The following is a 21,579-nucleotide window of genomic DNA, read 5'->3' as shown; positions in this document are numbered from 1 at the left end:
GGGCCGCCATGGTCAACATTTCGCCGCCTCGGCCGCCTTGCGCATGCTCTCCAGCGTGGCATTCGGCGTAATCAGGTTGCCGTCGTAGCGCAGTTCGATCAGCGCCGGCAGCCCCTTGCCGTTCGCGTGTTCGAGCGCGCGCGCCAGCGCCGGTGCGAAGTCGGCCGTGCGTTCGACGATTTCGCCGTGCCCGCCATACGCCCGCGCCAGCGCCGCAAAGTCGGGGTTGTGCAGCGTGGTGCCGGACACGCGGCCCGGATAGGTCTTTTCCTGGTGCATGCGAATGGTGCCGAACATGCTGTTATTGAAGACCAGGATCACGACGCCGGCGCCGTACTGCACGGCGGTGGCCAGCTCCTGGCCCGTCATCATGAACTCGCCGTCGCCGGCAAAGGTCACCACGGTGCGCTGCGGATCGACGATCTTCGCCGCCACGCCCGAGGGCACAGCATAGCCCATCGCGCCATTCGTCGGCGCCAGCTGGGTGCGCATGCCGCCGTAGCGCCAGAAGCGGTGCGCCCAGCTCGCGTAGTTGCCGGCGCCGTTGGTGATGATGGTGTCCGCTGGCAGGGCGGCCTGCAGGTCCTGCACCACCTGCCACAGGTCGAGCGGCGCCTGGCCATCCTTGAAGATCGGCGGCTGCGCCTGCCAGGCGGCGAGGTCGGCTTTCGCTTCCTCCACGGTGTGGCGCCAGGCGCTGCTGTCGACCGGCTCCATTGCGGCCAGCATGGCGCAGGCTTGCGGGGCGCCGCTGGCGATCATGAGTTCGGCCTGGTAGACGCTGCCCAGTTCCTCGGGATCGTTGTGGATGTGGACCAGGCGCTGCTTCGGCACTGGCGAATCGAGCAGGGTGTAGCCGCCGGTGGTCATCTCGCCCAGGCGCGGGCCGATGGCGATGACCAGGTCGGCGTCTTTGACGCGCGCGGCCAGCTTCGGGTTGATGCCGATGCCGACGTCGCCCGCGTAGTTCGGGTGCGCGTTGTCCAGCAGGTCCTGGAAGCGGAAGGTGCAGCCGACCGGCAGCGCGTTCGTTTCGGCGAAGGTCGCCAGGTCGGCGCAGGCCTGCGCGTTCCAGCTGCCGCCGCCGAGCAGGACGACCGGCTTCTTCGCCTCGCCCAGCATGCTGCGCAGCGTGTCGATCTGGCTGGAGGAGGGGGCGGCTTGCACCGGCTGGTAGCGGCGCGTGTCGGCTACCTCGGCCAGCGACACCAGCATGTCTTCCGGCAGGGCCAGCACGACCGGACCCGGACGGCCGCTGGTGGCCACCTGGAAGGCGCGCGCGATGTATTCGGGGATGCGATCGGCGCGGTCGATCTGCGCCACCCACTTTGCCATTTCGCCGTACATGCGGCGATAGTCGATTTCCTGGAAGGCTTCGCGGTCGACGAAGTCGTTGCCGACCTGGCCGATGAACAGGATCAGCGGCGTCGAATCCTGGTAGGCAGTATGCACGCCGATCGAGGCATTCGTGGCGCCCGGGCCGCGCGTAACAAAACAGATGCCGGGCTTGCCGGTCAGTTTGCCGTAGGCCTCGGCCATGAACGCGGCGCCCCCTTCCTGGCGGTTGATGACGAAGCGGATGCTGGAATCGTGCAGCGCGTCGAGCACGTCGAGGTAGCTTTCGCCGGGAACGCCAAAGGCGATCTCGACGCCGTGGACGTGGAGCGCGTCGACCAGGATCTGGCCGCCGGTGCGGGAAGGGTGCGTCATGTCTCTGTGGTCCTTGTTGGTTTCGCCAAGCGTGGCCGGGTATCGAAATATTCTATGCCAGCGGCTGGGCCCGGGCTTTTCAAATGGCGACACCGATTTTCAGAAATGTTGGGCGAACAATCTTGCCCTGTATGCAATTGGCATGGACGACAGGATTTGCTCAAGATAAACTTGCCAAAAATTAAATAGCGATCCTTATCGGGGAAGTCCATGCAGAGACGTCATGTGCTGTTGTCGGCGGTTGCGCTGCTGGGCAGCGGGGCCGCGCTTGCGCTCAAGTCGGGCGACGAGTCTGTTGCCGTGTATGTGGTGCCGCTCGATGACGTGCCGGAAGCCTTGTCGGCGACTGTCGCCCGTGCACTGGCACGGCAGCTCGGCATCCGGGTACGTGCCGCGATGCGGCTGCCGCCGCTGCGTCTGCCCAGGCTGCCGGGCACGGAGCAATATGCCGCCGAAGCGCTGCTCGAACAGGCCGTGCGCGCCAGCGCCCGCCTGCCGGGGCTGGGACCAAAAACCTACCGCCTGTTCATTACCGCGCGCGACATCAATGCCCAGTCGGGCGGTTTCCGCTACCAGTTCTCGATGCACAGCCCGAACCTGCACTGCTCGGTGGTGTCGATGGCGCGCCTGTTCGAATACGAAAACGGCGAGCCGCGCCTGACCGACCGCACCGGCGAGCGCACGGTCAAGCTGGCCAAGCGCGCAGTGGGCGAGCTGCACCTGGGCTGGAAGCGCTCGACCGATCCGCAGGACTTGATGTATGCGCCGCTGATGGGGCTCGAGGATCTGGATCGGATCGGGAATGAGCATCGGGAGGAGGCGCCGCAGGCACCGCCGCCTGCCGCGCCGTCCAGCCCGCCGCGCAAGGGCGGGACGCTGATTGCAACCTGATTTTCAGCGAGATTGGACTGGCAAACGCCCAGCGGGAGGTTTTTGGGCTTCTACCGGCATTAGCAAGTTCCACCTGAATGCGGCTTCCCTGTACGAAGGTTGAATCCCAAAAAGCACATGTATCCATCACTCGGCGTATAAGAGCACCAGACCTCGCCCTTGCTCCTCATTCGTTCACCGTCCTCAAGACTACAAGTGACCCCTTTGGCATCCGGACCGATTGCGTCAAAAATCTCTTTGGCAGCTTGCCCCCTGATGGCAATCGCAAGCTTCCTGTCCGTATTCGTTGGTGGCCTACGATCACCGGACTCGCCCGAGTAGACAAGATAGGTAGCATCCGTCAACGGCTTGTTCATCCCCGTCCATTTGCCTTTGTCGTCGGCATGTGAATGCGTCATCAAGAGCATGGCAATGACTGCAGCCAGGTAGGTCATCTTTCCCCCAACTTCAAACCAACATGAAAATGCTCATCATGCTGGTCCCGGCGCCGCCTGGATTATCCAGGAACAAAGTCCTGTCTTGCACATGAAGCCGTGGCCTGGAATGCACACGCTAGGAGCAGCGCCCCCCATCGGTTACAATGATGCCCGTGAAGCAGGCCAGACAGTCGCTGGCTGGCGCCGCAAGGCGCTGGCGGGAGGAAGGTCCGGACTCCACAGAGCAGGGTGACGGTTAACGGCCGTCCGCCGAAAGCCGCAAGGTATAAGGCGAGGAATAGGGCCACAGAGACGAGCGTATTTAGTTACGGTGAAACGCGGTAACCTCCACTCGGAGCAATTCCAAATAGGCACGCGTTGATGTTGCTCGCGGAGCGTGCGGGTAGGAAGCTTGAGCGCCGGAGTAATTCGGCGCCTAGAGGAATGATTGTCGTGGCGGGAGTCCCTTCGGGGAGACCAGCCAACAGAATCCGGCCTATCGGCCTGCTTTACACTGAATACACACGCGCGGAGGATCGATGCCGCAATACATCCTGGCGCTCGACCAGGGAACCACCAGTTCCCGCGCCATCCTGTTCGACCGCCAGGGCCAGGTCTTCGCCTGCGCCCAGCAGGAATTTCCCCAGCATTTCCCCCAGCCCGGATGGGTCGAGCACGACGCGCTCGACATCTGGACCAGCCAGCTCGCCTGCGCGCGCAAGGTCTTGCGCGACGGCGGCGTCGACGCTGCGCAGATCGCCGCCATCGGCATCGCCAACCAGCGTGAAAGCACGGTGGTCTGGGACCGCGCCACCGGCGAACCGATCTCCCGCGCCATCGTCTGGCAAGACCGCCGCACCGCCGGCGCCTGCGACCGCCTGCGCGCCGAAGGCCACGCCCGCCTGATTCAGCGCAGCACCGGCCTCGAACTCGACGCCTATTTTTCCGCGACCAAGCTGGCCTGGCTGCTGGACAACGTGCCCGGCGCGCGCGAACGGGCCGAGCGCGGCAAACTGTGCTTCGGCACGGTCGACAGCTGGCTCGCCTTCCAGCTCTGCGGGCGCCACGTCACCGATGTGAGCAACGCTTCGCGCACCATGCTCTACAACATCCACACGATGCGCTGGGACCCGGCCCTGCTGGCGCTGTTCAACATTCCGGAAGCGGTGCTGCCGGAAGTCGTGCGCAGCGCCGGCGAAGTGGGGCGGGCGAAGGAAGAATGGTTCGGGCGCGCGATCCCGGTCAGCGGCATCGCCGGCGACCAGCAGGCCGCCACCTTCGGCCAGGCCTGCTACGACAAGGGCATGGTCAAGAATACCTATGGCACCGGCTGCTTCATGCTGATGCATGCCGGTTACATGGCGCCCGTGTCGCGGAATCGCTTGTTGGCGACGATCGGCTGGAAGGTCGACGGCCGCACCGACTACCTGCTCGAGGGCAGCGTGTTCATGGGCGGCGCCACCGTGCAGTGGCTGCGCGACGGCCTCGGCATCATCAAGGAATCAAAGGACGTTGAGCCGCTGGCGATGTCGGTCACCGACAGCGGCGGCGTGATGCTGGTGCCGGCCTTCGTCGGCCTCGGCGCGCCGCACTGGGACCCGTATGCGCGCGGCACCATCGTCGGCATGACGCGCGGGACCACGGCCGCCCACATCGCGCGCGCCGCGGTGGAGGCGATCGCCTACCAGAGCGCGGAGCTGCTCGACGCCATGCAGAAGGACGCCGCCTGCCCGGTGACCGAGGTGCGTGCCGACGGCGGCGCCGCTCGCAACGACTTGCTGATGCAGTTCCAGGCCGACCTGCTTGGCGTGCCGGTGGTGCGCCCGGCGGTCACGGAAACGACGGCGCTCGGCGCGGCCTACCTGGCCGGCCTGGCGCAGGGCTTCTGGACCTCGCGCGAGGAGATTGCCGCGCTGTGGCGCGCCGCGCGCCGCTTCGAGCCGGGCATGCCTGCCGAGCGCCGCGCCGAACTGATGGCGCGCTGGGCCAGGGCGGTAACGCATGCCAAGGCCTGGGCCGAACATTGACTGGATGGAGAGAGGATGCAGTTTGCAATCGCCCCGGTGGGCAACGGCGTATTCTGGACCATGGCGGCCATCACCCTGCTGGCCTGCGCCGCGCCGCTGCTGGTGATCCGCCGCGACGGCCTGGCCGTCAGCATGAAGAACGTGGCGCTGTCGGCGCTGCTGATCCTGCCGTTCACGGTGACGCTGGCGTATTCGGTGCACGACAACGCGCTGCGCGTCGAGGGCGGCAAGATCATGCTGCGCGCCGCCCATTTCTACGAGCACGACCGGCCGCTGTCGGATTTCAGGCTGGATGCGGCAAAGGTCGGCAGCTATGGCGCCATCGAGGAAGCGCGGCTCGGCGCGCGCCGCAACGGCATCCACATGCCGGGTTATACGGCCGGCCGCTTCAAGGGGGCGGGCGACGGCGTGGTGTTCGCGGTGATGACCGACCGCAGCCAGGTAGTGTATCTGCCGGCCCGGGTCGGGCCGTCGCTGCTGGTGAGCGTGGAGCAGCCGGAAGCGTTTTTGGCGGCGCTGCGCGGCAAGTAGGGTGGACGGCTATTCCCGGGCGCCCGCCGGCCCGTGGCTGTAGCGCCGTCCACGCGTTCAGTTAGCGCTTGAAACTCCGCGCCTATGCCACCGTGCGTTAAACGCGTGGGCGGCGCACACGGCGCGTCAGTGCGTCGTGCAGGGTGGAGCCGGCCACCCTACCTTTCGACGACTTCCAGGTCGAATTCATCGACGCCGGCGATCTCGCCGTGCACGCGGTCACCCGGCTTCAGCGCACCCACGCCCGATGGCGTGCCGGTGAAGATCAGGTCTCCCGGAGCCAGCGTCACCAGGCGCGACAGGTGGGCGATGATGTCCGGGATCGGCCAGATCATCTCGTCCAGCGTGCCTTCCTGGCGCACCGTGCCGTTCACCGAAATGCGGATGCAGGCGTCTTCCGACGGATGGCCGAAGCTGCTCACAGGGCGCAGCGGCGAGCAGGGGGCGGAGGCGTCGAAGCCTTTCGCCATGTCCCAGGGGCGGCCGTTTTCCTTGGCCACGGACTGCAAATCGCGCCGGGTCAGGTCCAGGCCCACGCCATAGCCCCAGACCTTGGCCAGCGCCTCGTCCGCCGGAATGTCGGCGCCGCCGCTGCGCAGGGCCACGACCAGCTCGATCTCGTGGTGCAGGTCTTCCGTGGCCGGCGGATAGGGCAGCGCGCCCTCGGCCGGCACCACGGCATCGGCCGGCTTGGTGAAGAAGAAGGGCGGCTCGCGGTCCGGATTGCTGCCCATCTCACGTGCGTGCGCGGCGTAGTTGCGGCCGACGCAGAACACGCGGCGGATCGGGAAGCGTTCGCTGCTGCCGAAGATGGCGAGCGAGGGAAGGGCGGGCGGCGTGAAGGCGTAGTCGGTCATGAAAGCTCTCTGGTTGGCACGGTTGCTGCCATTCTAATGCTGGGGCGCGAAACAAGGCGCCTGTCGCTCGCATCAAAGATCAAAACCCGATCCGCCCCTTGCCCGGCCCCGGCCGCAGGCGCACGTCCGCGGCCGTCAGGTGGCGGCGCCCGTCGGCCACCGCATAGCCCAGGCAGTCGAGCAGGGTCTTGCGCAGCTCGCGCGGCGCCACCGGCACCAGCTTGTCGCGCACGGCGTCGTCCAGGCTATCGTCGAAGTCCGTCAGGTTCAGTTCCACGACCAGCGCCGCCAGCATGCGCCGCGCAATGCCGGCCGCCTGCTCGCGCGTCGGCGCCGGCACCTCGTACACCGCCATCCGGTTCAGGAGCGGCGCCGGTATCCCCTCGGTGGAATTGGCCGTCAGCACCCAGCAGATCTGGCTGGCGTCGATCTCGACGTCGATGTATTCGTCGCGGAAGGCTTGCGCCGTTTCCGGCTCCAGCAACTGGTAGAGCGCCGCCAGCGGATCGGACTGCGAGGAACCGCTGGCCTTTTCCACTTCGTCCAGCACCACCACCGGGTTGGCGAACTGCCCGCGCACCAGGCGCTCGGCGACCTTGCCGCATTTGGCGCCGCGCCAGCTGGCCGAGCTGCCGGTGATGACGAAGCCGGCCGACAGCGCGTTCATGCCGATCAGCTCGAACTCGGTGCCCATGGCCCGCGCCAGGCGCCTTGCGAAGTGGGTCTTGCCCACGCCAGGCCCGCCCAGCAGCAGGATCGGCATCAAATTGAAGCCGCGGTTGCCTGCATGCGCCAGGCGCAGGTAGCGCGCCAGGTCGTCCAGCACTTCGTCGAAATTCGGGCATTCGTCGCGCAGCGGGTCGAGGGCGTCAAGCGAGGAGGGGGTGGTGACGAAGCGCTCGGGGCCGGTTTCGAGCATGCGCTCGTAGAAGGCGTCGAGTTCCGGCGAGCGCCCGCGGCTGCGCTCGAGCGCATCCTGGACGTCGATCAGGTCATACACGGGGCGGGTACGGGCAAGGGCGATGCTCACGGCGGCTCCTTTTATGCACAAATCCTAACCCAGTGCACGCTGCTTGCGCAATTTTGTCGGCACTGTCGCGTGCGCCCCTCAGCACCCCACCAGGATGGCTCGGATGCTGCCCAATTATTGAGCTAGCTCAAACGTAAAGACAGCTTGTCTAGATGAGGTAGCACATTCAGTGTTTTAGCTAAGTGCTTCATTTATCGGGACATTTTGTCTGGAACTCACTTCAGGGAAGCGCGCTAAGTCCTTGGTTTCATTGGCAAAATCGGAAAGTTTCCTCACGGAATTCGCTTGACCAGCAACAACGCTTCCTCTAAAGTGGGAAACGGTGTGAAAAAGTGCAGTTTTGTGGGAGAAATTCAGGTCTCCCGGCGCGCAAAACAACTAGACTGATAACTCTCCAAACTAGGTACCTACGTGTTTCAAGGCGCGTCAGCGATCAATCTCGATGCGAAAGGCCGGATGTCAATACCGGCAAAGCACCGTGACGCCCTTGCACTTCAGTGCGAAGGCCGCCTGACCCTCACCCGCCACCCGCACGGCTGCCTGCTGCTGTTCCCCCGCCCGGTCTGGGAAACCCACCGCGACCAGATCGCCGCCTGGCCGATGTCGGCGCGCGCGTGGCAGCGCATTTTCCTCGGTAACGCCTGCGATGTCGAGGTCGACAGCGCCGGCCGCATCCTGATTTCCCCCGAACTGCGCGGCGCGGTCGGGCTGGAAAAGGAAGTGATGATGCTCGGCATGGGCACCCACTTCGAAATCTGGGACGCCGCCAAGCTGGCCGCGGACGAGGCCGAGGCGGTTGCCGGCGGCATGCCGGATGTCCTTTCCAATTTCTCTTTCTGAGGCACCGATGATTACACCCGATACGGTGCCAGCACTGCAGCATCGCACCGTACTGCTTGACGAAGCAATCGATGCGCTGAACCTCGACGAGGGCCAGCGCGCAGACGGCATCTATATAGACGGCACGTTCGGCCGCGGCGGCCACAGCCGCCTGCTGCTGTCGCGCCTGGGCGCGAACGGCCGCCTGGTCGCCTTCGACAAGGACCCGATGGCGATCGCCACCGCCGAACAGATCACGGACCCGCGTTTCAGTATCGTCCACGACAGTTTCGCCACCATGGGCGAGGCCCTGCGCGCACGCGGCATCGATAAAGTCGACGGCATCCTGCTCGACCTCGGCATCTCGTCGCCCCAGGTCGACGACGCCGGCCGCGGCTTCAGCTTCCGCAACGATGGCCCGCTCGACATGCGCATGGACACCACGCGCGGCATCTCCGCCGCCGAATGGATTGCCAGCGCCACCGAACAACATTTGGAAAAGGTCATACGCGATTATGGGGAAGAACGGTTTGCTTTTCAGATTGCAAAGGCGATTGTTGCTCGCCGGGCAGTCGAGCCAATTTCAACCACACGCCAGCTTGCCGCAATCGTGGCAGACGCGGTCAAGACTCGGGAAAAAGGCAAGGATCCGGCAACCCGCAGCTTTCAGGCTATCCGGATTTTCATCAATAAAGAGCTTGAGGATCTCGAAGCCGGACTGAGCGCGGCCTACGATCTCCTGGCGCCGGGTGCGCGCATGTCGGTGATCAGCTTCCACTCGCTGGAAGACCGCATCGTCAAGCAGTTCCTGGCCAGCAAAGCCAAGGTGGCTCAGCCCGACCGCCGCCTGCCGATCCGCGCCGTCGATCTGCCGCAGCCGCTGATGAAGCTGATCGCCAAGATCAAGCCGAGCGTGCTTGAAGTCGACGCGAATCCGCGCGCCCGCTCGGCGGTGCTGCGCGTGGCCGAGCGCCTGGGCGATGTGGCCGATGTGGCCGCTGTGGCAAAAGGTAGCGCTCGATGAGCAACAAGCTCAACGCCGTGCTGGCTGTCGGCCTGATCGCCTGCGGCCTGACGCTCGTTAACGCGCGCTACCAGTCGCGCCATTTGTTCATCGAGCTCGAACGCCTGCAACAGCAGTCGCGCCAGCTCGACATCGACTGGTCGCAGCTCCAGCTCGACCAGTCCACCCTCGGCAAGAACGAGCGCATCGAACAGATCGCGCGCACGCAACTGAACATGACCCCGTTGACCCCGGCCCGCACCCAGTACCTGACGGAGGGTGCGCGATGAAGCGCGACAAGCCCTTCACCACCGGCCGCGTGGCCGCCTCGAAAGGCATGGCTTTTTCGAAGAGCCCGGTGCTGGCCGTGCGCCTGCCCGACTGGCGCTCGCGCGTAATGCTGTTCGTGCTGTTCGCCGCCTTTGCCGCGCTGGGCATCCGCGCGCTCTGGCTGCAGGGCATGTCGACCCAGTTCCTGCAAAAGCAGGGCAAGAGCCGCTACGAGCGCACGCTGGAACTGCCGGCCACGCGCGGCAAGATCATGGACCGCAACGGCGAGGTGCTGGCGTCCTCGCTGCCGGTGCGCGCCGTGTGGGCGATCCCCGAAGACGTGCTGCAGTCGCCGCCGGAAAAAATCACGGAACTGGCGCGCCTGCTGGAGATGCCGGAATCCGAACTGCGCAAGAAGCTCGACTCCGACCGCACCTTCGTCTACCTGAAGCGCCAGGTCGAGATGGACGTCGTGGCCCAGATCGAAAAACTCAAGATCGGCGGTATCGACACCCGCAAGGAATACAAGCGTTATTACCCGCAGGGCGAAGTCATGACCCACGTGGTCGGCTTCACCAACGTCGAAGACGTGGGCCAGGAGGGCATGGAGCTGGCGCAGCAGAAGTCGCTGGTCGGCACCACCGGCAGCCGCCGCGTGATCAAGGACCGCCTGGGCCGCATCGTCGAAGACCTGGGCCTGTCGCGCGAGCCGCACGACGGCAAGGACCTGGTGCTGTCGGTCGACAGCAAACTGCAATACATCGCCTACAACAGCGTCAAGAACGCGGTCGAGAAATTCAACGCCCAGGCCGGCGGCGCCGTGGTGCTCGATGTGCAGACCGGCGAAGTGCTGGCCATGGCCAACTACCCGAGCTACAACCCGAACGACCGCCGCCACCTGACCGGCGCCCAGCTGCGCAACCGCGTCATCACCGACACCTTCGAGCCCGGCTCGACGATCAAGCCGGTGACCGTGGCGCTTGGCCTGGAAACCAAGCGCATCACCCCGAACACGGTGTTCGACACCTCGCCGGGCCGCATGGTCGTCACGGGTAAAACCATCCGCGACACCCACAACTACGGCGTGCGCACCGTGGGCGGCATCATCCAGAAGTCCTCGAACATCGGCGTGGTGAAAATCTCGCAGCTGATCCCGCCGCAGGAAATGTGGGAGATGTACACCAAGCTCGGTTACGGCCAGGCGCCGCGCTTCGGCTTCCCCGGCCCGACAGCCGGCCGCGTGCGACCCTGGAAATCGTGGCGCCCGATCGAGTACGCGAACATGGCCTTCGGCCACGGCCTGTCGGTCTCGCTGCTGCAGATGGCGCGCTCGTACATGATCTTCGCCCGCAACGGCGACATCATCCCGCTGTCGTTCGTGAAGGTGGACGAGAAGCCGGTCGGCCAGCAGGTCATCTCGCCGAAGACCGCGGCCGAAGTGCGCACCATGCTCGAATCCGTGGTCAGCCCGGAAGGCACCGCTTCCAAGGCGCAGGTGCCGGGCTACCGCGTGGGCGGCAAGACCGGTACCGCCGAGAAGATCGTCAACGGCCGCTACTCGCGCACCGACAACATCGGTTATTTCGTCGGCATCGCGCCGATGTCGAAGCCGCGCTTCATCATCGCGGTCATGGTCGACAACCCGCGGGGCGCGCTGCGCACCGGCGGCAGCGTGGCGGCGCCGACCGCGGCCGACCTCGCCGCGAACGCGCTGCGCGCGGCCAACGTGCCGCCCGACTCCTCGGTCACCGACATCATCATTCCCGATGAGCCTTTGGAGGAAAGCTTGTGATGGCGCCGACTATCCATCCGCTCGAAGACATCTGCCGTTGGATTGCCGCCGCAGCACCGGGCGGCAAACTCGTTTCCGACTCGCGCCGCGTGCAGGCCGGCGACGTCTTCTTCGCCTATCCGGGCGACGCCCAGGACGGCCGCCGCTACATCGCGGCCGCCGTCGCTGCCGGCGCCGCCGCCGTGGTCCATGACGACAGCGGTTTCGCCTGGGATGACAGCCTCGACGTCCGGCACCTGGCCGTGCCGGGACTGAAGGCGCAGGCCGGCGCCATCGCCCATGCCTGCCTCGGCCAGCCCGACGCCGGCATGTTCACCGTCGGCGTCACCGGCACCAACGGCAAGACCTCGATCGCGGTCTGGCTGGGCCAGGCGCTGGCGAAACTCGGCGAAACCGCCGCCGTCATCGGCACGCTCGGCGTGGGCCTGTTCAGCGGCCGCGCCGAACCGGAATTCATCGAGACCGGCTACACCACGCCCGACGCCGTGCTGCTGGCCGCCAACCTGGCCGCCGTGCGCGAGGCCGGCGCCCGCGCGCTGGCCATCGAGGTCTCGTCCATCGGCCTGGAGCAGGGCCGCACGAACGGCATGCATTTCGACGTCGCCGTCTTCACGAATCTGACGCGCGACCACCTCGACTTCCATGGCGACATGGAGAACTACGAAGCGGCCAAGCGCAAGCTGTTCGCATGGCCGGGCCTGAGGAGCGCCGTCGTCAACCTCGACGATCCGGCCGGCGCGCGCCTGGTCGATTACCTGGCCACGCAGCTGCCGCAGGTGGCGGTCACCGGCTATACCCTGCAGAACGAGGCGGAACAGCCTGCCATCGAAGGCGTGGCCATCCTGCGCGCCGCGCACAAGCGCGCACGCCCGGCCGGCACCGAATTCACCCTGGAAGCGGCCGGCGCCAGCCTGCTCGTGAAGACCCGCCTGGTCGGCCACTTCAACATCAGCAATGCGCTGGCCGTGCTGGGCACGCTGCTGGCCAAGGGCGTGGACATCAAGCGCGCGGCCGAGGCGGTCGAAGCCCTGACGCCAGCGCCGGGCCGCATGCAACAGGTCGGCGGCCAGGATGCGCCGCTGGTCGTGATCGACTACGCGCACACGCCGGACGCGCTGGAAAAAACCCTGGCCGCGCTGCGCCAGGTGGCGACGGAACGCGGCGGCGCCCTGTGGTGCGTGTTCGGCTGCGGCGGCGACCGCGACCCGGGCAAGCGCCCGCAGATGGGCGCCATTGCCCAGGCGGCCGACCAGGTGATCGTCACCAGCGACAACCCGCGCAGCGAAGAACCGGGCGCCATCATCGCCCAGGTCGTGGCCGGCATGAATCCGGATGCGCGCCACCAGGCTATCGAAGACCGGGCCGCGGCCATCCTGTCGGCCGTCAAGCACGCAGGCAAGCAGGACGTGATCCTGCTGGCCGGGAAGGGCCACGAGCCCTACCAGGAGATCAAGGGCAAGAAGCTGCCGTTCTCCGATGCAGACCACGCCGCGCTGGCCCTGACGGCGCGGCTCACCATGATGAGGACACACTAAGCATGCGCGGTTCGCTCGCACAACTGATCGCTTCGATGCCTGGCTCGCAGCTCAGCGCTGACACCAGCTTCAACGGCGTCTCGACCGACAGCCGTACGGCTCCCGCCGGCGCGCTGTTCGTCGCATTGCGCGGCGAGACTTTCGATGCCCACGATTTCCTGGAGCAGGTTGCCGCGCGCGGCGTGGCCGGGGTCGTGGTTGAACGCCTGCCGGAAGGCTGGACCCTGCCGGCCATCGTGGTGCCGGATACGCTCACGGCCCTGGGCCGGATCGCCAACAGCTGGCGCCGCCAGTACGGCGTGCCCCTGATCGGCGTCACCGGCAGCAACGGCAAGACCACGGTCAAGGAAATGATCGCGTCCATCCTGGCCGCCGCCTTTGGCGAGAACGAGCGCCTGGCCACGCAGGGGAACCTGAACAACGAGATCGGCGTGCCGCTGACCCTGATGCGGATGGAAGCGTCGCACCGCGCCGCCGTGGTCGAACTCGGTATGAACCACCCGGGCGAGATTGGCCGCCTGGCCGCGATCGCCCAGCCAACGGTCGCCCTGGTCAACAATGCCCAGCGCGAGCACCAGGAATTCATGCACACCGTGGAAGCGGTGGCGCTGGAAAACGGCTCGGTGTTCACCGCGCTCCCAAGCGACGGCGTGGCCGTGTATCCGGGCGACGACACCTATACGCCGATCTGGCAGGGGCTGGCGTCGCACTGCCGCAGCCTGACGTTCGGCCTCGCCGACGCCTGCGACGTGCGCGCTACCTACACCGCCAGCGGCTTCGGTAACAATTTGCAAATCATCACCCCGGCCGGCCCGTTCGCCGTGACACTGGCGGCCGCGGGCGAACACAACGTGCGCAATGCGCTGGCCGCATTCGCCTGCGCGCTGGCCGCCGGCATCGAACCGGGCGCCATCGTGCGCGGCCTGGAAAGCTTTGCGCCGGTGGGCGGGCGCCTGCAGCGCAAGCAGGCCGCCAACGGCGCGCTGGTCATCGACGACACCTATAACGCGAACCCGGATTCGATGCGCGCCGCCATCGACGTGCTGGCAAGCTATCCGGCGCCGCGCTTCCTGGTGATCGGCGACATGGGCGAAGTCGGCGCCCAGGGCAAGGAATTCACCGAAGAGATCGGCGCATATGCGCAGGCACGCGGCATCGAGCACGTGCTGGCAACAGGCGACCTGTCGCGCCACCTGGCAGCGGCGGGCGCCGAGTATTTCGAGCAGTTTGACGCATTATTGGCAGCACTGGACAAGCAACTGGGCGGCAATTCTGATGCAACTGTGTTGGTGAAGGGCTCGCGCTTCATGAAGATGGAACGCGTGGTCAATCACCTGATTGGTTCAACAAACACTGGCAAGGACGCCCACTAACACCATGCTTCTCTGGCTTGCACAATACCTGCAGGACTATATCGGTCCGATGCGCATCTTTAACTTCATCACCTTCCGCGCGGTATCGGCGGCGATCACCGCGATCGCGCTCGGCCTGTTCACGGGACCGGCCGTGATCCGCAAACTCACCGAACTGAAGGTCGGCCAGGCGGTGCGCACCCAGGGTCCGCAGACCCACCTGAAAAAACACGGCACCCCGACCATGGGCGGCGTGCTGATCCTGATTTCCATCGCCATCTCGACGCTGCTGTGGTGCGACCTGTCGAACCGCCTGATCTGGCCGGTGCTGGTGGTGACCCTCGGCTTCGGCGCCATCGGCTGGGTCGACGACTACCGCAAGGTGGTCTACCAGGACCCGGAAGGCATGCGCTCGGGCGAGAAATACTTCTGGATGTCGCTGATCGGCATTGCCGCCTCGCTGTATCTGGCGTTCTCGGTCTCGGCCCCGACGCCGTGGGAAGTCGGCCAGCTGTTCTGGGCCTGGGTGCAGTCGGGCTTCTCGATGGACCTGCCGCCGAAAGCCGACCTGATCGTCCCCTTCTTCAAGACCATCAGCTATCCGCTGGGCGTGTGGGGCTTCATCGCGCTGACCTATTGCGTGATCGTCGGCACCTCGAACGCGGTGAACTTCACCGACGGCCTCGATGGCCTGGCCATCATGCCGACCGTGATGGTCGGCGGCGCGCTCGGCCTGATCGCCTACCTGACCGGTAACGTCACGTATTCGAAGTACCTGTTCATCCCGCACATCGCCGGCGCCGGCGAACTGCTGATCTTCTGCGGCGCCATGGCCGGTGCGGGCCTGGCCTTCCTGTGGTTCAACGCGCACCCGGCCCAGATGTTCATGGGCGACGTCGGCGCGCTGGCCCTGGGCGGCGCGCTCGGCACCATCGCCGTCATCGTGCGCCAGGAAATCGTGCTGTTCATCATGGGCGGCGTGTTCGTGGCCGAAACCCTGTCGGTGATCATCCAGGTCAGCTGGTTCAAGTTCACCAAGAAGCGTTATGGCGTCGGCCGCCGCGTGTTCCTGATGGCGCCGCTGCACCACCATTTCGAACAAAAAGGCTGGAAGGAGACCAAGGTCGTGGTCCGCTTCTGGATCGTGACGATGATCCTGGTCCTCGTCGGTCTCTCCACCCTGAAACTGCGCTGATCCATGGACTACAACGGCAAACTCGCACTGGTGCTCGGGCTCGGCGAATCCGGGCTGGCGATGGCGCAATGGCTGGCGCGCTGCGGCGCGCGCGTGCGCGTGGCCGACACGCGCGCCGAGCCGGCACGCCTGCCCGCATTGCGCGACGCCGTGCCGGGCGCCGAGTTCGTGGCCGGCGCGTTCGATGCCGCGCTGCTGGACGGTGTGGGCTTTGTCGCCATCAGCCCGGGCCTGGCGCCGAACCGCGAGCTGGCGGTTATCGCGCCGGCCGCTGCAGAGCAAGACATTCCGCTGTGGGGCGAGATCGAGCTGTTCGCCCAGGCGCTGGCGTCGCTGAAAGAGAGCCAGGGCTACAGCCCGAAAGTCATCGCGATTACCGGCACCAACGGCAAGACCACCGTCACCAGCCTGACCGGCCTGCTGTGCCGCCGCGCCGGCTTCGATACCCGCGTGGCCGGCAACATCAGCCCGGCGGCGCTGGACGTGCTGCGCGAAGCGCTTGCCGAGAACAAGCTGCCGCAAGCCTGGGTGCTGGAACTGTCCAGCTTCCAACTGCACACCACCTTCAGCCTGAACGCCGACGCCGCCACGGTCCTGAACATCACCCAGGACCACCTGGACTGGCATGGCGACATGGCGGCCTATGCGGCGGATAAGGCACGCATCTTTGGCGCCGACACCATCCGCGTGCTGAACCGTGACGACGCGACCGTGATGGGCATGACGGCGCCGGACGCGCCGTTCGTGACCTTCGGTACCGGCGAGCCTGACGCAGCCAACGCCATGGGCCTGGTCAACGAGCGCGGCGTGCTGTGGCTCGCCACCGCCGTTGCCGGTGAAGCCAGCGAAAAGAAACTCAAAAAAGGCGAAGTCCCGGAACCGGTCGACATCAGTATTAACCGCCTGATGCCGGCCGACGCCCTGAAAATCCGCGGCCTGCACAACGCCTCGAACGCCCTGGCCGCGCTGGCCCTGTGCCGCGCCGCCGGCCTGCCGCTGGCGCCGCTGCTGCACGGCCTGCGCGAATACGCCGGCGAGCCGCACCGCGTGGAACTGGTGGCGCACATCGACGGCGTCGATTTCTACGACGACAGCAAGGGCACGAATGTCGGCGCCACCGTCGCCGCGCTGCAGGGCCTGGGCAAGGCATTCGCCGGCGCCGACCAGCAGATCGTGCTGATCGCCGGTGGCGACGGCAAGGGGCAGGACTTCACGCCGCTGGCCGAGCCGGTGTCGCGCTACGTGCGCGCCGTGCTCCTGATCGGCAAGGATGCCGCCGCCGTGAAAGCGGCCATCGAGCCGTCCGGCGTGCCGTGCTTCGACATGAACGATTTGCCGCAGGCCACGCGCCGCGCTGCGGGTCTCGCGCGTGCGGGCGACTGCGTGCTGCTGTCGCCGGCCTGTGCCAGCCTCGACATGTTCACCAACTATGCGCACCGCGCCCAGGTGTTCGTCGACACCGTGCGCGACGTGGCGCTGGACCGGGGAGTGGAGCTCTGATGGCTTTCCAGATCCCGTTCAAGTTTTCGGCGCCGAAAGGCGAGGCGGCGATTGCCGAACGCGCGCGTCCGTCGAAGATGATGGACTACGACCAGCCGCTGGTGTGGGTGGTGCTGATCCTGATGCTGTTCGGGATGGTGATGGTGTATTCGGCCTCGATCGCGCTGCCGGATTCGCCCAAATTCTCCTACCTGCAGGGCAAGCACGAATACTTCCTGCTGCGCCAGGCCATCTTCATTTCGGTGTCGGTGGTGGCCGCGTATTTTGCTTTCCGCATTCCGGTGGCCGCCTGGCAGAAGCTGGCGCCGCTGATGTTCGTGGTCACGCTCTTCATGCTGATCCTGGTGCTGGTGCCGGGCGTCGGCGTGTCGGTGAACGGTGCACGGCGCTGGCTGTCGCTCAAACTGTTCCAGGTGCAGCCGTCCGAGATCATGAAGATCGTGGTGGTGCTGTACGCCGCCGACTTCACGGTGCGCAAGCAGCAGTACATGCACAAGCTGACCAAGGGCTTCATGCCGATGGCCTTTGCCGTCGGCGTGGTCGGCATGCTGCTGCTGCTCGAGCCCGACCTGGGCGCCTTCGGCGTCATCGTCTGCATCGCCATGGGCATCCTGTTCCTGGGCGGCTTCAACATGGTCTGGTTCGGCGGCATCGGCGCCATCCTGGTGGTGGTGTTCTCGTCGATCATCGCGCTGTCGCCGTTCCGCCGCGCGCGCATGTTCGCCTACCTCGACCCCTGGCAGGAAGACAATGCGCTGGACAAGGCCTACCAGTTGACCCATTCGCTGATCGCATTCGGCCGCGGCGAGCTGGGCGGCGTGGGCCTGGGTAACAGCGTCGAGAAGCTGCACTACCTGCCGGAAGCGCACACCGACTTCATCATGGCCGTGATCGGCGAAGAGCTGGGCCTGGCCGGCGTGCTGGTGGTGCTGGCGCTGTTCTACTTCCTGGTCAAGCGCGCCTTCGACATCGGCCGCCAGGCCATCGCGCTCGACCAGTTCTTCGCGGGCCTGGCCGCGAAGGGCATCGGCATCTGGCTCGGCGTGCAGACCTTCATCAACATGGGCGTGAACCTGGGCCTGCTGCCGACGAAGGGCCTGACCCTGCCTTTGATGAGCTATGGCGGCACCGGCATCATGATCAACTGCGTCGGCCTGGCGATTTTGCTGCGCATCGACTACGAGAATCGCGTCCTGATGCGCGGAGGACGCATATGACCAAGAAACTCATGATCATGGCCGCCGGCACCGGCGGCCACATCTTCCCCGGCATCGCGATTGCCCAGACCATGCGCGCGCGCGGCTGGACCGTCACCTGGCTGGGCACCGCCCACGGCATGGAGCGCGAGTTCGTGCCGAAGCAGGGCATCGAGATGGACAGCATCGACTTCGCCGGCCTGCGCGGCAAGGGCCTCGGCCATACCGTGAAGGGCGCCTTCAAGATGGCGGCCAGCTTTGCCACCTGCCTGAATCTGCTCGGCCGCCGCAAGCCCGACGTGGTGCTGGGCATGGGCGGCTACGTGACCGTGCCGGGCGGGATGATGGCGCGCACGCGCGGCATTCCGCTGGCCCTGGTGAATGCCGACGCCGCGCTGCTGCTGTCGAACAAGACCCTGGCGCCGCTGGCGAGCCGCGTGTTGTTCGGCTTCCCGGCCGACTTCGGCGGCGCCGCGAATAAGGCGGTCGTCACCGGCAACCCGGTGCGCCAGGCCATCCTCGATCTGCCGGCGCCGGCCGCACGCTTCGCCGGCCGTACCGGCCCGCTGCGCGTGCTGGTGGTCGGCGGCAGCCTGGGCGCGAAAGTCCTGAACGACAGCGTGCCGGCCGCACTGGCGCGCATCGATGCGAACGTGCGCCCGATCGTCACCCACCAGTCGGGCAAGAAGAACATCGACGCCTTGCGTGCAGCCTATGCGGCAGCGGAAGTGCAGGCGAACGTGGTCGACTTCATCGACAACATGGCCGCCGCCTATGCCGAAGCCGATCTCGTGATCTGCCGCGCCGGTGCGATCACCGTGTCGGAACTGACCGCCGCCGGCGTCGCCAGCGTGCTGGTGCCCTTCGTGGCATCGACCACCAGCCACCAGCGCGACAACGCGGTGTGGATGGACAAACAGCAGGCGGCGATCCACCTGCCGCAGGGCGAGCTGTCCGCCGAGCGCGTGGCGCAACTCCTGATGAACACCACGCGTGCGCAATGCCTGGCGATGGCCGAGGCGGCGCAAAAAGTGGGCAAGCGCGACGCGAATGAAGCGATCGCCAACGTACTCGAACAACTCGCCAACAACAAGAAATAATGAAGCACAAGATCAAGCACATCCACTTCGTAGGCATCGGCGGCAGCGGTATGAGCGGCATCGCCGAGGTGCTGCTCAACCTCGGCTACAAGGTGTCGGGTTCGGACCTGTCGAATAACCCGGCCGCGCAACGGCTGAAAGACCTGGGCGCGCGTGTGTATCTCGGCCACGCCGCCGAGAACATGGCTGGTGCCGACGCGGTCGTGACCTCGACCGCCGTCAACGAAGCCAACCCGGAAGTGATGGCCGCGCGCGCCGCACAGATTCCCGTGGTGCCGCGCGCGATCATGCTGGGCGAACTAATGCGCCTGAAGCGCGGCATCGCGATTGCCGGCACCCACGGCAAGACCACCACCACCAGCCTGGTCGCGTCCGTGCTGGCCCAGGGCGGCCTGGACCCGACTTTTGTGATCGGCGGGCGCCTGACCGCCGCCGGCGCGAATGCGAAGCTAGGCACCGGCGACTACATCGTGGCCGAAGCCGACGAGTCGGACGCCTCGTTCCTGAACCTGTCGCCGATGATCGAGGTGATCACCAACATCGACGCCGACCACATGGAAACCTACGAGCACGACTTCGAGAAATTGAAGGGCGCGTTCGTCAATTTCACCCACCGCCTGCCGTTCTACGGCCGCGCGATGCTGTGCATCGACGACCGCCACGTGCGCGCCATCCTGCCGCAGGTAACGAAACCGGTGACCACCTACGGCTTCTCGGAGGACGCACAGGTGCGCGCGCTGGACGCCTATGCCGACGGCGTGCACATGCATTTCACCGTGCGCCAGGAAGGCTATCCGGACACGAAATTCGTACTGAACCAGCCCGGCATGCACAACGTGCTGAACGCCTGCTCGGCAATCGCCATCGCGCGCGAAATCGGCATCGACGACGACGCCACCGCCCAGGGCCTGCTGGAGTTCCGCGGCGTCGGCCGCCGCTTCACCCGCTACGGTGAAGTCGCGATCGAGGGCGGCGGCAGCTTCACCCTGGTCGACGACTTCGGCCACCACCCGGTGGAAACCGAAGTCACGCTGGCCGCCGCGCGCGCCGCCTACCCGGGCCGGCGCCTGGTGCTGGCCTTCCAGCCGCACCGCTACAGCCGCACGCGCGATTTGTTCGAGGACTTCGTCAAGGTCCTGTCGACGCCGGACGTGCTGCTGCTGGCCGAAGTCTACCCGGCCGGCGAGGCGCCGATCGTCGCGGCCGATGGCCGGGCCCTGGCGCGCGCACTGCGCACCGGCGGCAAGACCGAACCGATTTTCGTGGAAACGATCGCCGGGATGCCCGACGCGATCCGCCAGGCGGTGCGTGACGGCGACGTCGTGCTGACCATGGGCGCGGGCTCGATCAGCGGCGTTCCGCATTTGTTAACTTCTTCCCAAAAGGTTGCATCGTGAGCGCACCTATCCTCACCAACTTCGGCAAGGTCGGCGTCCTGATGGGCGGCCGCTCCGCCGAGCGCGACGTATCGATCATGTCCGGCACCGGCGTACTGCAGGCGCTCAAGAGCCGCGGCATCGACGCCCACGCCTTCGACCCGGCCGAACGTTCGCTGGCCGAACTCGCGGCAGAGAAATTCGACTGCGTCTTCATCGCGCTGCACGGCCGCTACGGCGAAGACGGCAGCCTGCAGGGCGCCCTCGAGCAGCTCGGCATTCCCTACACCGGCAGCGGCGTCATGGCGTCGAGCGTCGGCATGGACAAGATCACCACCAAGATCATCTGGCTGTCGAAGGGCATCCCGACCCCGCGCTACGCCACCGTGACGCCGGGCGACGACCTCGATGCCGTCGTGGCCGAACTCGGCCTGCCGCTCATCGTCAAGCCGCCACTCGAAGGCTCGACCATCGGCATCACCAAGGTGGAACAGGCCGAGGAATTCGAAGCCGCAGTCAGCCTGGCAGCCGGCTTCGACGAAGTCATCCTGGCCGAGGAATTCGTCACCGGCCGCGAGTTCACGGTCGCCGTGCTCGGCTCGGGCAAGGATGCGCGCGCGCTGCCGATCGTCGAGATCGTGGCCCCGGCCGGCAACTACGACTACCAGAACAAGTACTTTACCGACGATACCCAGTACCACTGCCCGGCCGATTTGCCGGCTGAACTGACCGCGGAAATCCAGAAGCACGCCGTGAACGCCTACCGCGCGCTGGGCTGCGAAGGCTGGGGCCGGGTCGACGTGCTGGTGCGCGAGAGCGACATGCGTCCGTTCCTGTTAGAAGTCAATACCTCGCCGGGCATGACCGGGCACTCGCTGGTGCCGATGGCGGCGCGTGCGGTGGGCATCGACTACGAAGCGCTGTGCGTCGAGATCCTGCGTTCGGCGCGCTGCAAGATGGTGAAGGCACAAGGCTAAGA

19 protein-coding genes and 1 other RNA gene are annotated in these 21,579 nt (G+C 66.2%); 16 read left to right on the top strand and 4 right to left on the bottom strand.

All coding sequences use genetic code 11. The features are described from left to right. Window positions 1-12: 12 nt before the first annotated feature. The gene (locus LK540_RS14550; RefSeq protein ID WP_229438008.1) at window positions 13-1,710 is read right to left on the bottom strand and encodes a thiamine pyrophosphate-binding protein; all 1,698 of its coding nucleotides are present in this window, start codon (window positions 1,708-1,710) and stop codon (window positions 13-15) included. A 210-nt stretch (window positions 1,711-1,920) separates the two neighbouring features. Here LK540_RS14550 and LK540_RS14545 point away from each other — a divergent pair, with 210 nt between their 5' ends. After that, window positions 1,921-2,601: a hypothetical protein gene (locus LK540_RS14545; protein ID WP_229438007.1), complete on the top strand. Its 681-nt coding sequence runs from the start codon at window positions 1,921-1,923 to the stop codon at window positions 2,599-2,601. Between the two features lie 59 nt (window positions 2,602-2,660). Here the strand turns inward: LK540_RS14545 and LK540_RS14540 are convergent, their stop codons facing one another. Then, window positions 2,661-3,035 carry a hypothetical protein gene (locus tag LK540_RS14540; protein WP_229438006.1) on the bottom strand — a complete coding sequence of 125 codons (375 nt, stop codon included), beginning with the start codon at window positions 3,033-3,035 and terminating at the stop codon, window positions 2,661-2,663. Window positions 3,036-3,192: 157 nt separating this feature from the next. Between LK540_RS14540 and rnpB the strand changes: the two genes are divergently transcribed. From rnpB to LK540_RS14525, 3 genes are all read left to right on the top strand, one after another. After that, window positions 3,193-3,532: RNase P RNA component class A (gene rnpB, locus LK540_RS14535), an RNA gene on the top strand. Window positions 3,533-3,556: 24 nt separating this feature from the next. Then, window positions 3,557-5,044, top strand: coding sequence for a glycerol kinase GlpK (gene glpK / locus LK540_RS14530; RefSeq protein ID WP_229438005.1), 1,488 nt, complete (start codon window positions 3,557-3,559; stop codon window positions 5,042-5,044). A gap of 15 nt (window positions 5,045-5,059) precedes the next feature. After that, window positions 5,060-5,575 carry a PH domain-containing protein gene (locus tag LK540_RS14525; protein WP_229438004.1) on the top strand — a complete coding sequence of 172 codons (516 nt, stop codon included), beginning with the start codon at window positions 5,060-5,062 and terminating at the stop codon, window positions 5,573-5,575. A gap of 158 nt (window positions 5,576-5,733) precedes the next feature. Here the strand turns inward: LK540_RS14525 and LK540_RS14520 are convergent, their stop codons facing one another. Beyond that, the gene (locus LK540_RS14520) at window positions 5,734-6,432 is read right to left on the bottom strand and encodes a fumarylacetoacetate hydrolase family protein (RefSeq protein WP_229438003.1); all 699 of its coding nucleotides are present in this window, start codon (window positions 6,430-6,432) and stop codon (window positions 5,734-5,736) included. 79 nt (window positions 6,433-6,511) lie between these two features. Continuing rightward, on the bottom strand, window positions 6,512-7,462 hold the full coding sequence (locus LK540_RS14515; protein ID WP_229438002.1) for an AAA family ATPase: 951 nt from the start codon (window positions 7,460-7,462) through the stop codon (window positions 6,512-6,514). 411 nt (window positions 7,463-7,873) lie between these two features. On the opposite strand from LK540_RS14515, the gene mraZ reads away from it, so the two are divergent. The 12 genes from mraZ to LK540_RS14455 are packed head-to-tail and all read left to right on the top strand — an operon-like array spanning window position 7,874 to window position 21,577. Continuing rightward, window positions 7,874-8,302: a division/cell wall cluster transcriptional repressor MraZ gene (gene mraZ / locus LK540_RS14510; RefSeq protein WP_229438001.1), complete on the top strand. Its 429-nt coding sequence runs from the start codon at window positions 7,874-7,876 to the stop codon at window positions 8,300-8,302. Between the two features lie 7 nt (window positions 8,303-8,309). Then, entirely contained in the window at window positions 8,310-9,305 is a 996-nt protein-coding gene (gene rsmH, locus LK540_RS14505) for a 16S rRNA (cytosine(1402)-N(4))-methyltransferase RsmH (protein ID WP_229438000.1), read from the top strand. After that, complete coding sequence (gene ftsL, locus LK540_RS14500; RefSeq protein ID WP_229437999.1) at window positions 9,302-9,574, top strand: cell division protein FtsL; 273 nt, start codon at window positions 9,302-9,304, stop codon at window positions 9,572-9,574. Before rsmH ends, ftsL begins: the two co-directional genes overlap by 4 nt. Then, window positions 9,571-11,346 (top strand): penicillin-binding protein 2, encoded by a 1,776-nt coding sequence (locus LK540_RS14495; protein ID WP_229437998.1) that lies wholly within the window; start codon window positions 9,571-9,573, stop codon window positions 11,344-11,346. Before ftsL ends, LK540_RS14495 begins: the two co-directional genes overlap by 4 nt. Further along, window positions 11,346-12,881: a UDP-N-acetylmuramoyl-L-alanyl-D-glutamate--2,6-diaminopimelate ligase gene (locus LK540_RS14490; protein ID WP_229437997.1), complete on the top strand. Its 1,536-nt coding sequence runs from the start codon at window positions 11,346-11,348 to the stop codon at window positions 12,879-12,881. Before LK540_RS14495 ends, LK540_RS14490 begins: the two co-directional genes overlap by 1 nt. 2 nt (window positions 12,882-12,883) lie before the next feature. Further along, entirely contained in the window at window positions 12,884-14,254 is a 1,371-nt protein-coding gene (gene murF / locus LK540_RS14485) for a UDP-N-acetylmuramoyl-tripeptide--D-alanyl-D-alanine ligase (RefSeq protein WP_229437996.1), read from the top strand. 4 nt (window positions 14,255-14,258) lie between these two features. After that, window positions 14,259-15,428: a phospho-N-acetylmuramoyl-pentapeptide-transferase gene (mraY, locus tag LK540_RS14480; RefSeq protein ID WP_229437995.1), complete on the top strand. Its 1,170-nt coding sequence runs from the start codon at window positions 14,259-14,261 to the stop codon at window positions 15,426-15,428. Window positions 15,429-15,431: 3 nt separating this feature from the next. Further along, entirely contained in the window at window positions 15,432-16,928 is a 1,497-nt protein-coding gene (murD, locus tag LK540_RS14475; RefSeq protein ID WP_229437994.1) for a UDP-N-acetylmuramoyl-L-alanine--D-glutamate ligase, read from the top strand. Continuing rightward, window positions 16,928-18,145: a putative lipid II flippase FtsW gene (gene ftsW, locus LK540_RS14470; RefSeq protein WP_229437993.1), complete on the top strand. Its 1,218-nt coding sequence runs from the start codon at window positions 16,928-16,930 to the stop codon at window positions 18,143-18,145. Before murD ends, ftsW begins: the two co-directional genes overlap by 1 nt. After that, window positions 18,142-19,224: an undecaprenyldiphospho-muramoylpentapeptide beta-N-acetylglucosaminyltransferase gene (gene murG, locus LK540_RS14465; protein ID WP_229437992.1), complete on the top strand. Its 1,083-nt coding sequence runs from the start codon at window positions 18,142-18,144 to the stop codon at window positions 19,222-19,224. Before ftsW ends, murG begins: the two co-directional genes overlap by 4 nt. Further along, complete coding sequence (gene murC / locus LK540_RS14460) at window positions 19,224-20,621, top strand: UDP-N-acetylmuramate--L-alanine ligase (protein ID WP_229437991.1); 1,398 nt, start codon at window positions 19,224-19,226, stop codon at window positions 20,619-20,621. The genes murG and murC overlap by 1 nt, the downstream gene beginning before the upstream one ends. Next, the gene (locus LK540_RS14455; RefSeq protein WP_374041365.1) at window positions 20,618-21,577 is read left to right on the top strand and encodes a D-alanine--D-alanine ligase; all 960 of its coding nucleotides are present in this window, start codon (window positions 20,618-20,620) and stop codon (window positions 21,575-21,577) included. Before murC ends, LK540_RS14455 begins: the two co-directional genes overlap by 4 nt. The last annotated feature ends 2 nt before the right edge of the window (window positions 21,578-21,579 follow it).

The organism is Massilia sp. IC2-278 (genome assembly GCF_020708045.1).
Classification (GTDB): domain Bacteria; phylum Pseudomonadota; class Gammaproteobacteria; order Burkholderiales; family Burkholderiaceae_D; genus Telluria.
The sequence above is the reverse complement of the archived record's forward strand: the minus strand, read 5'-3'. Positions and strand labels throughout refer to the sequence as shown.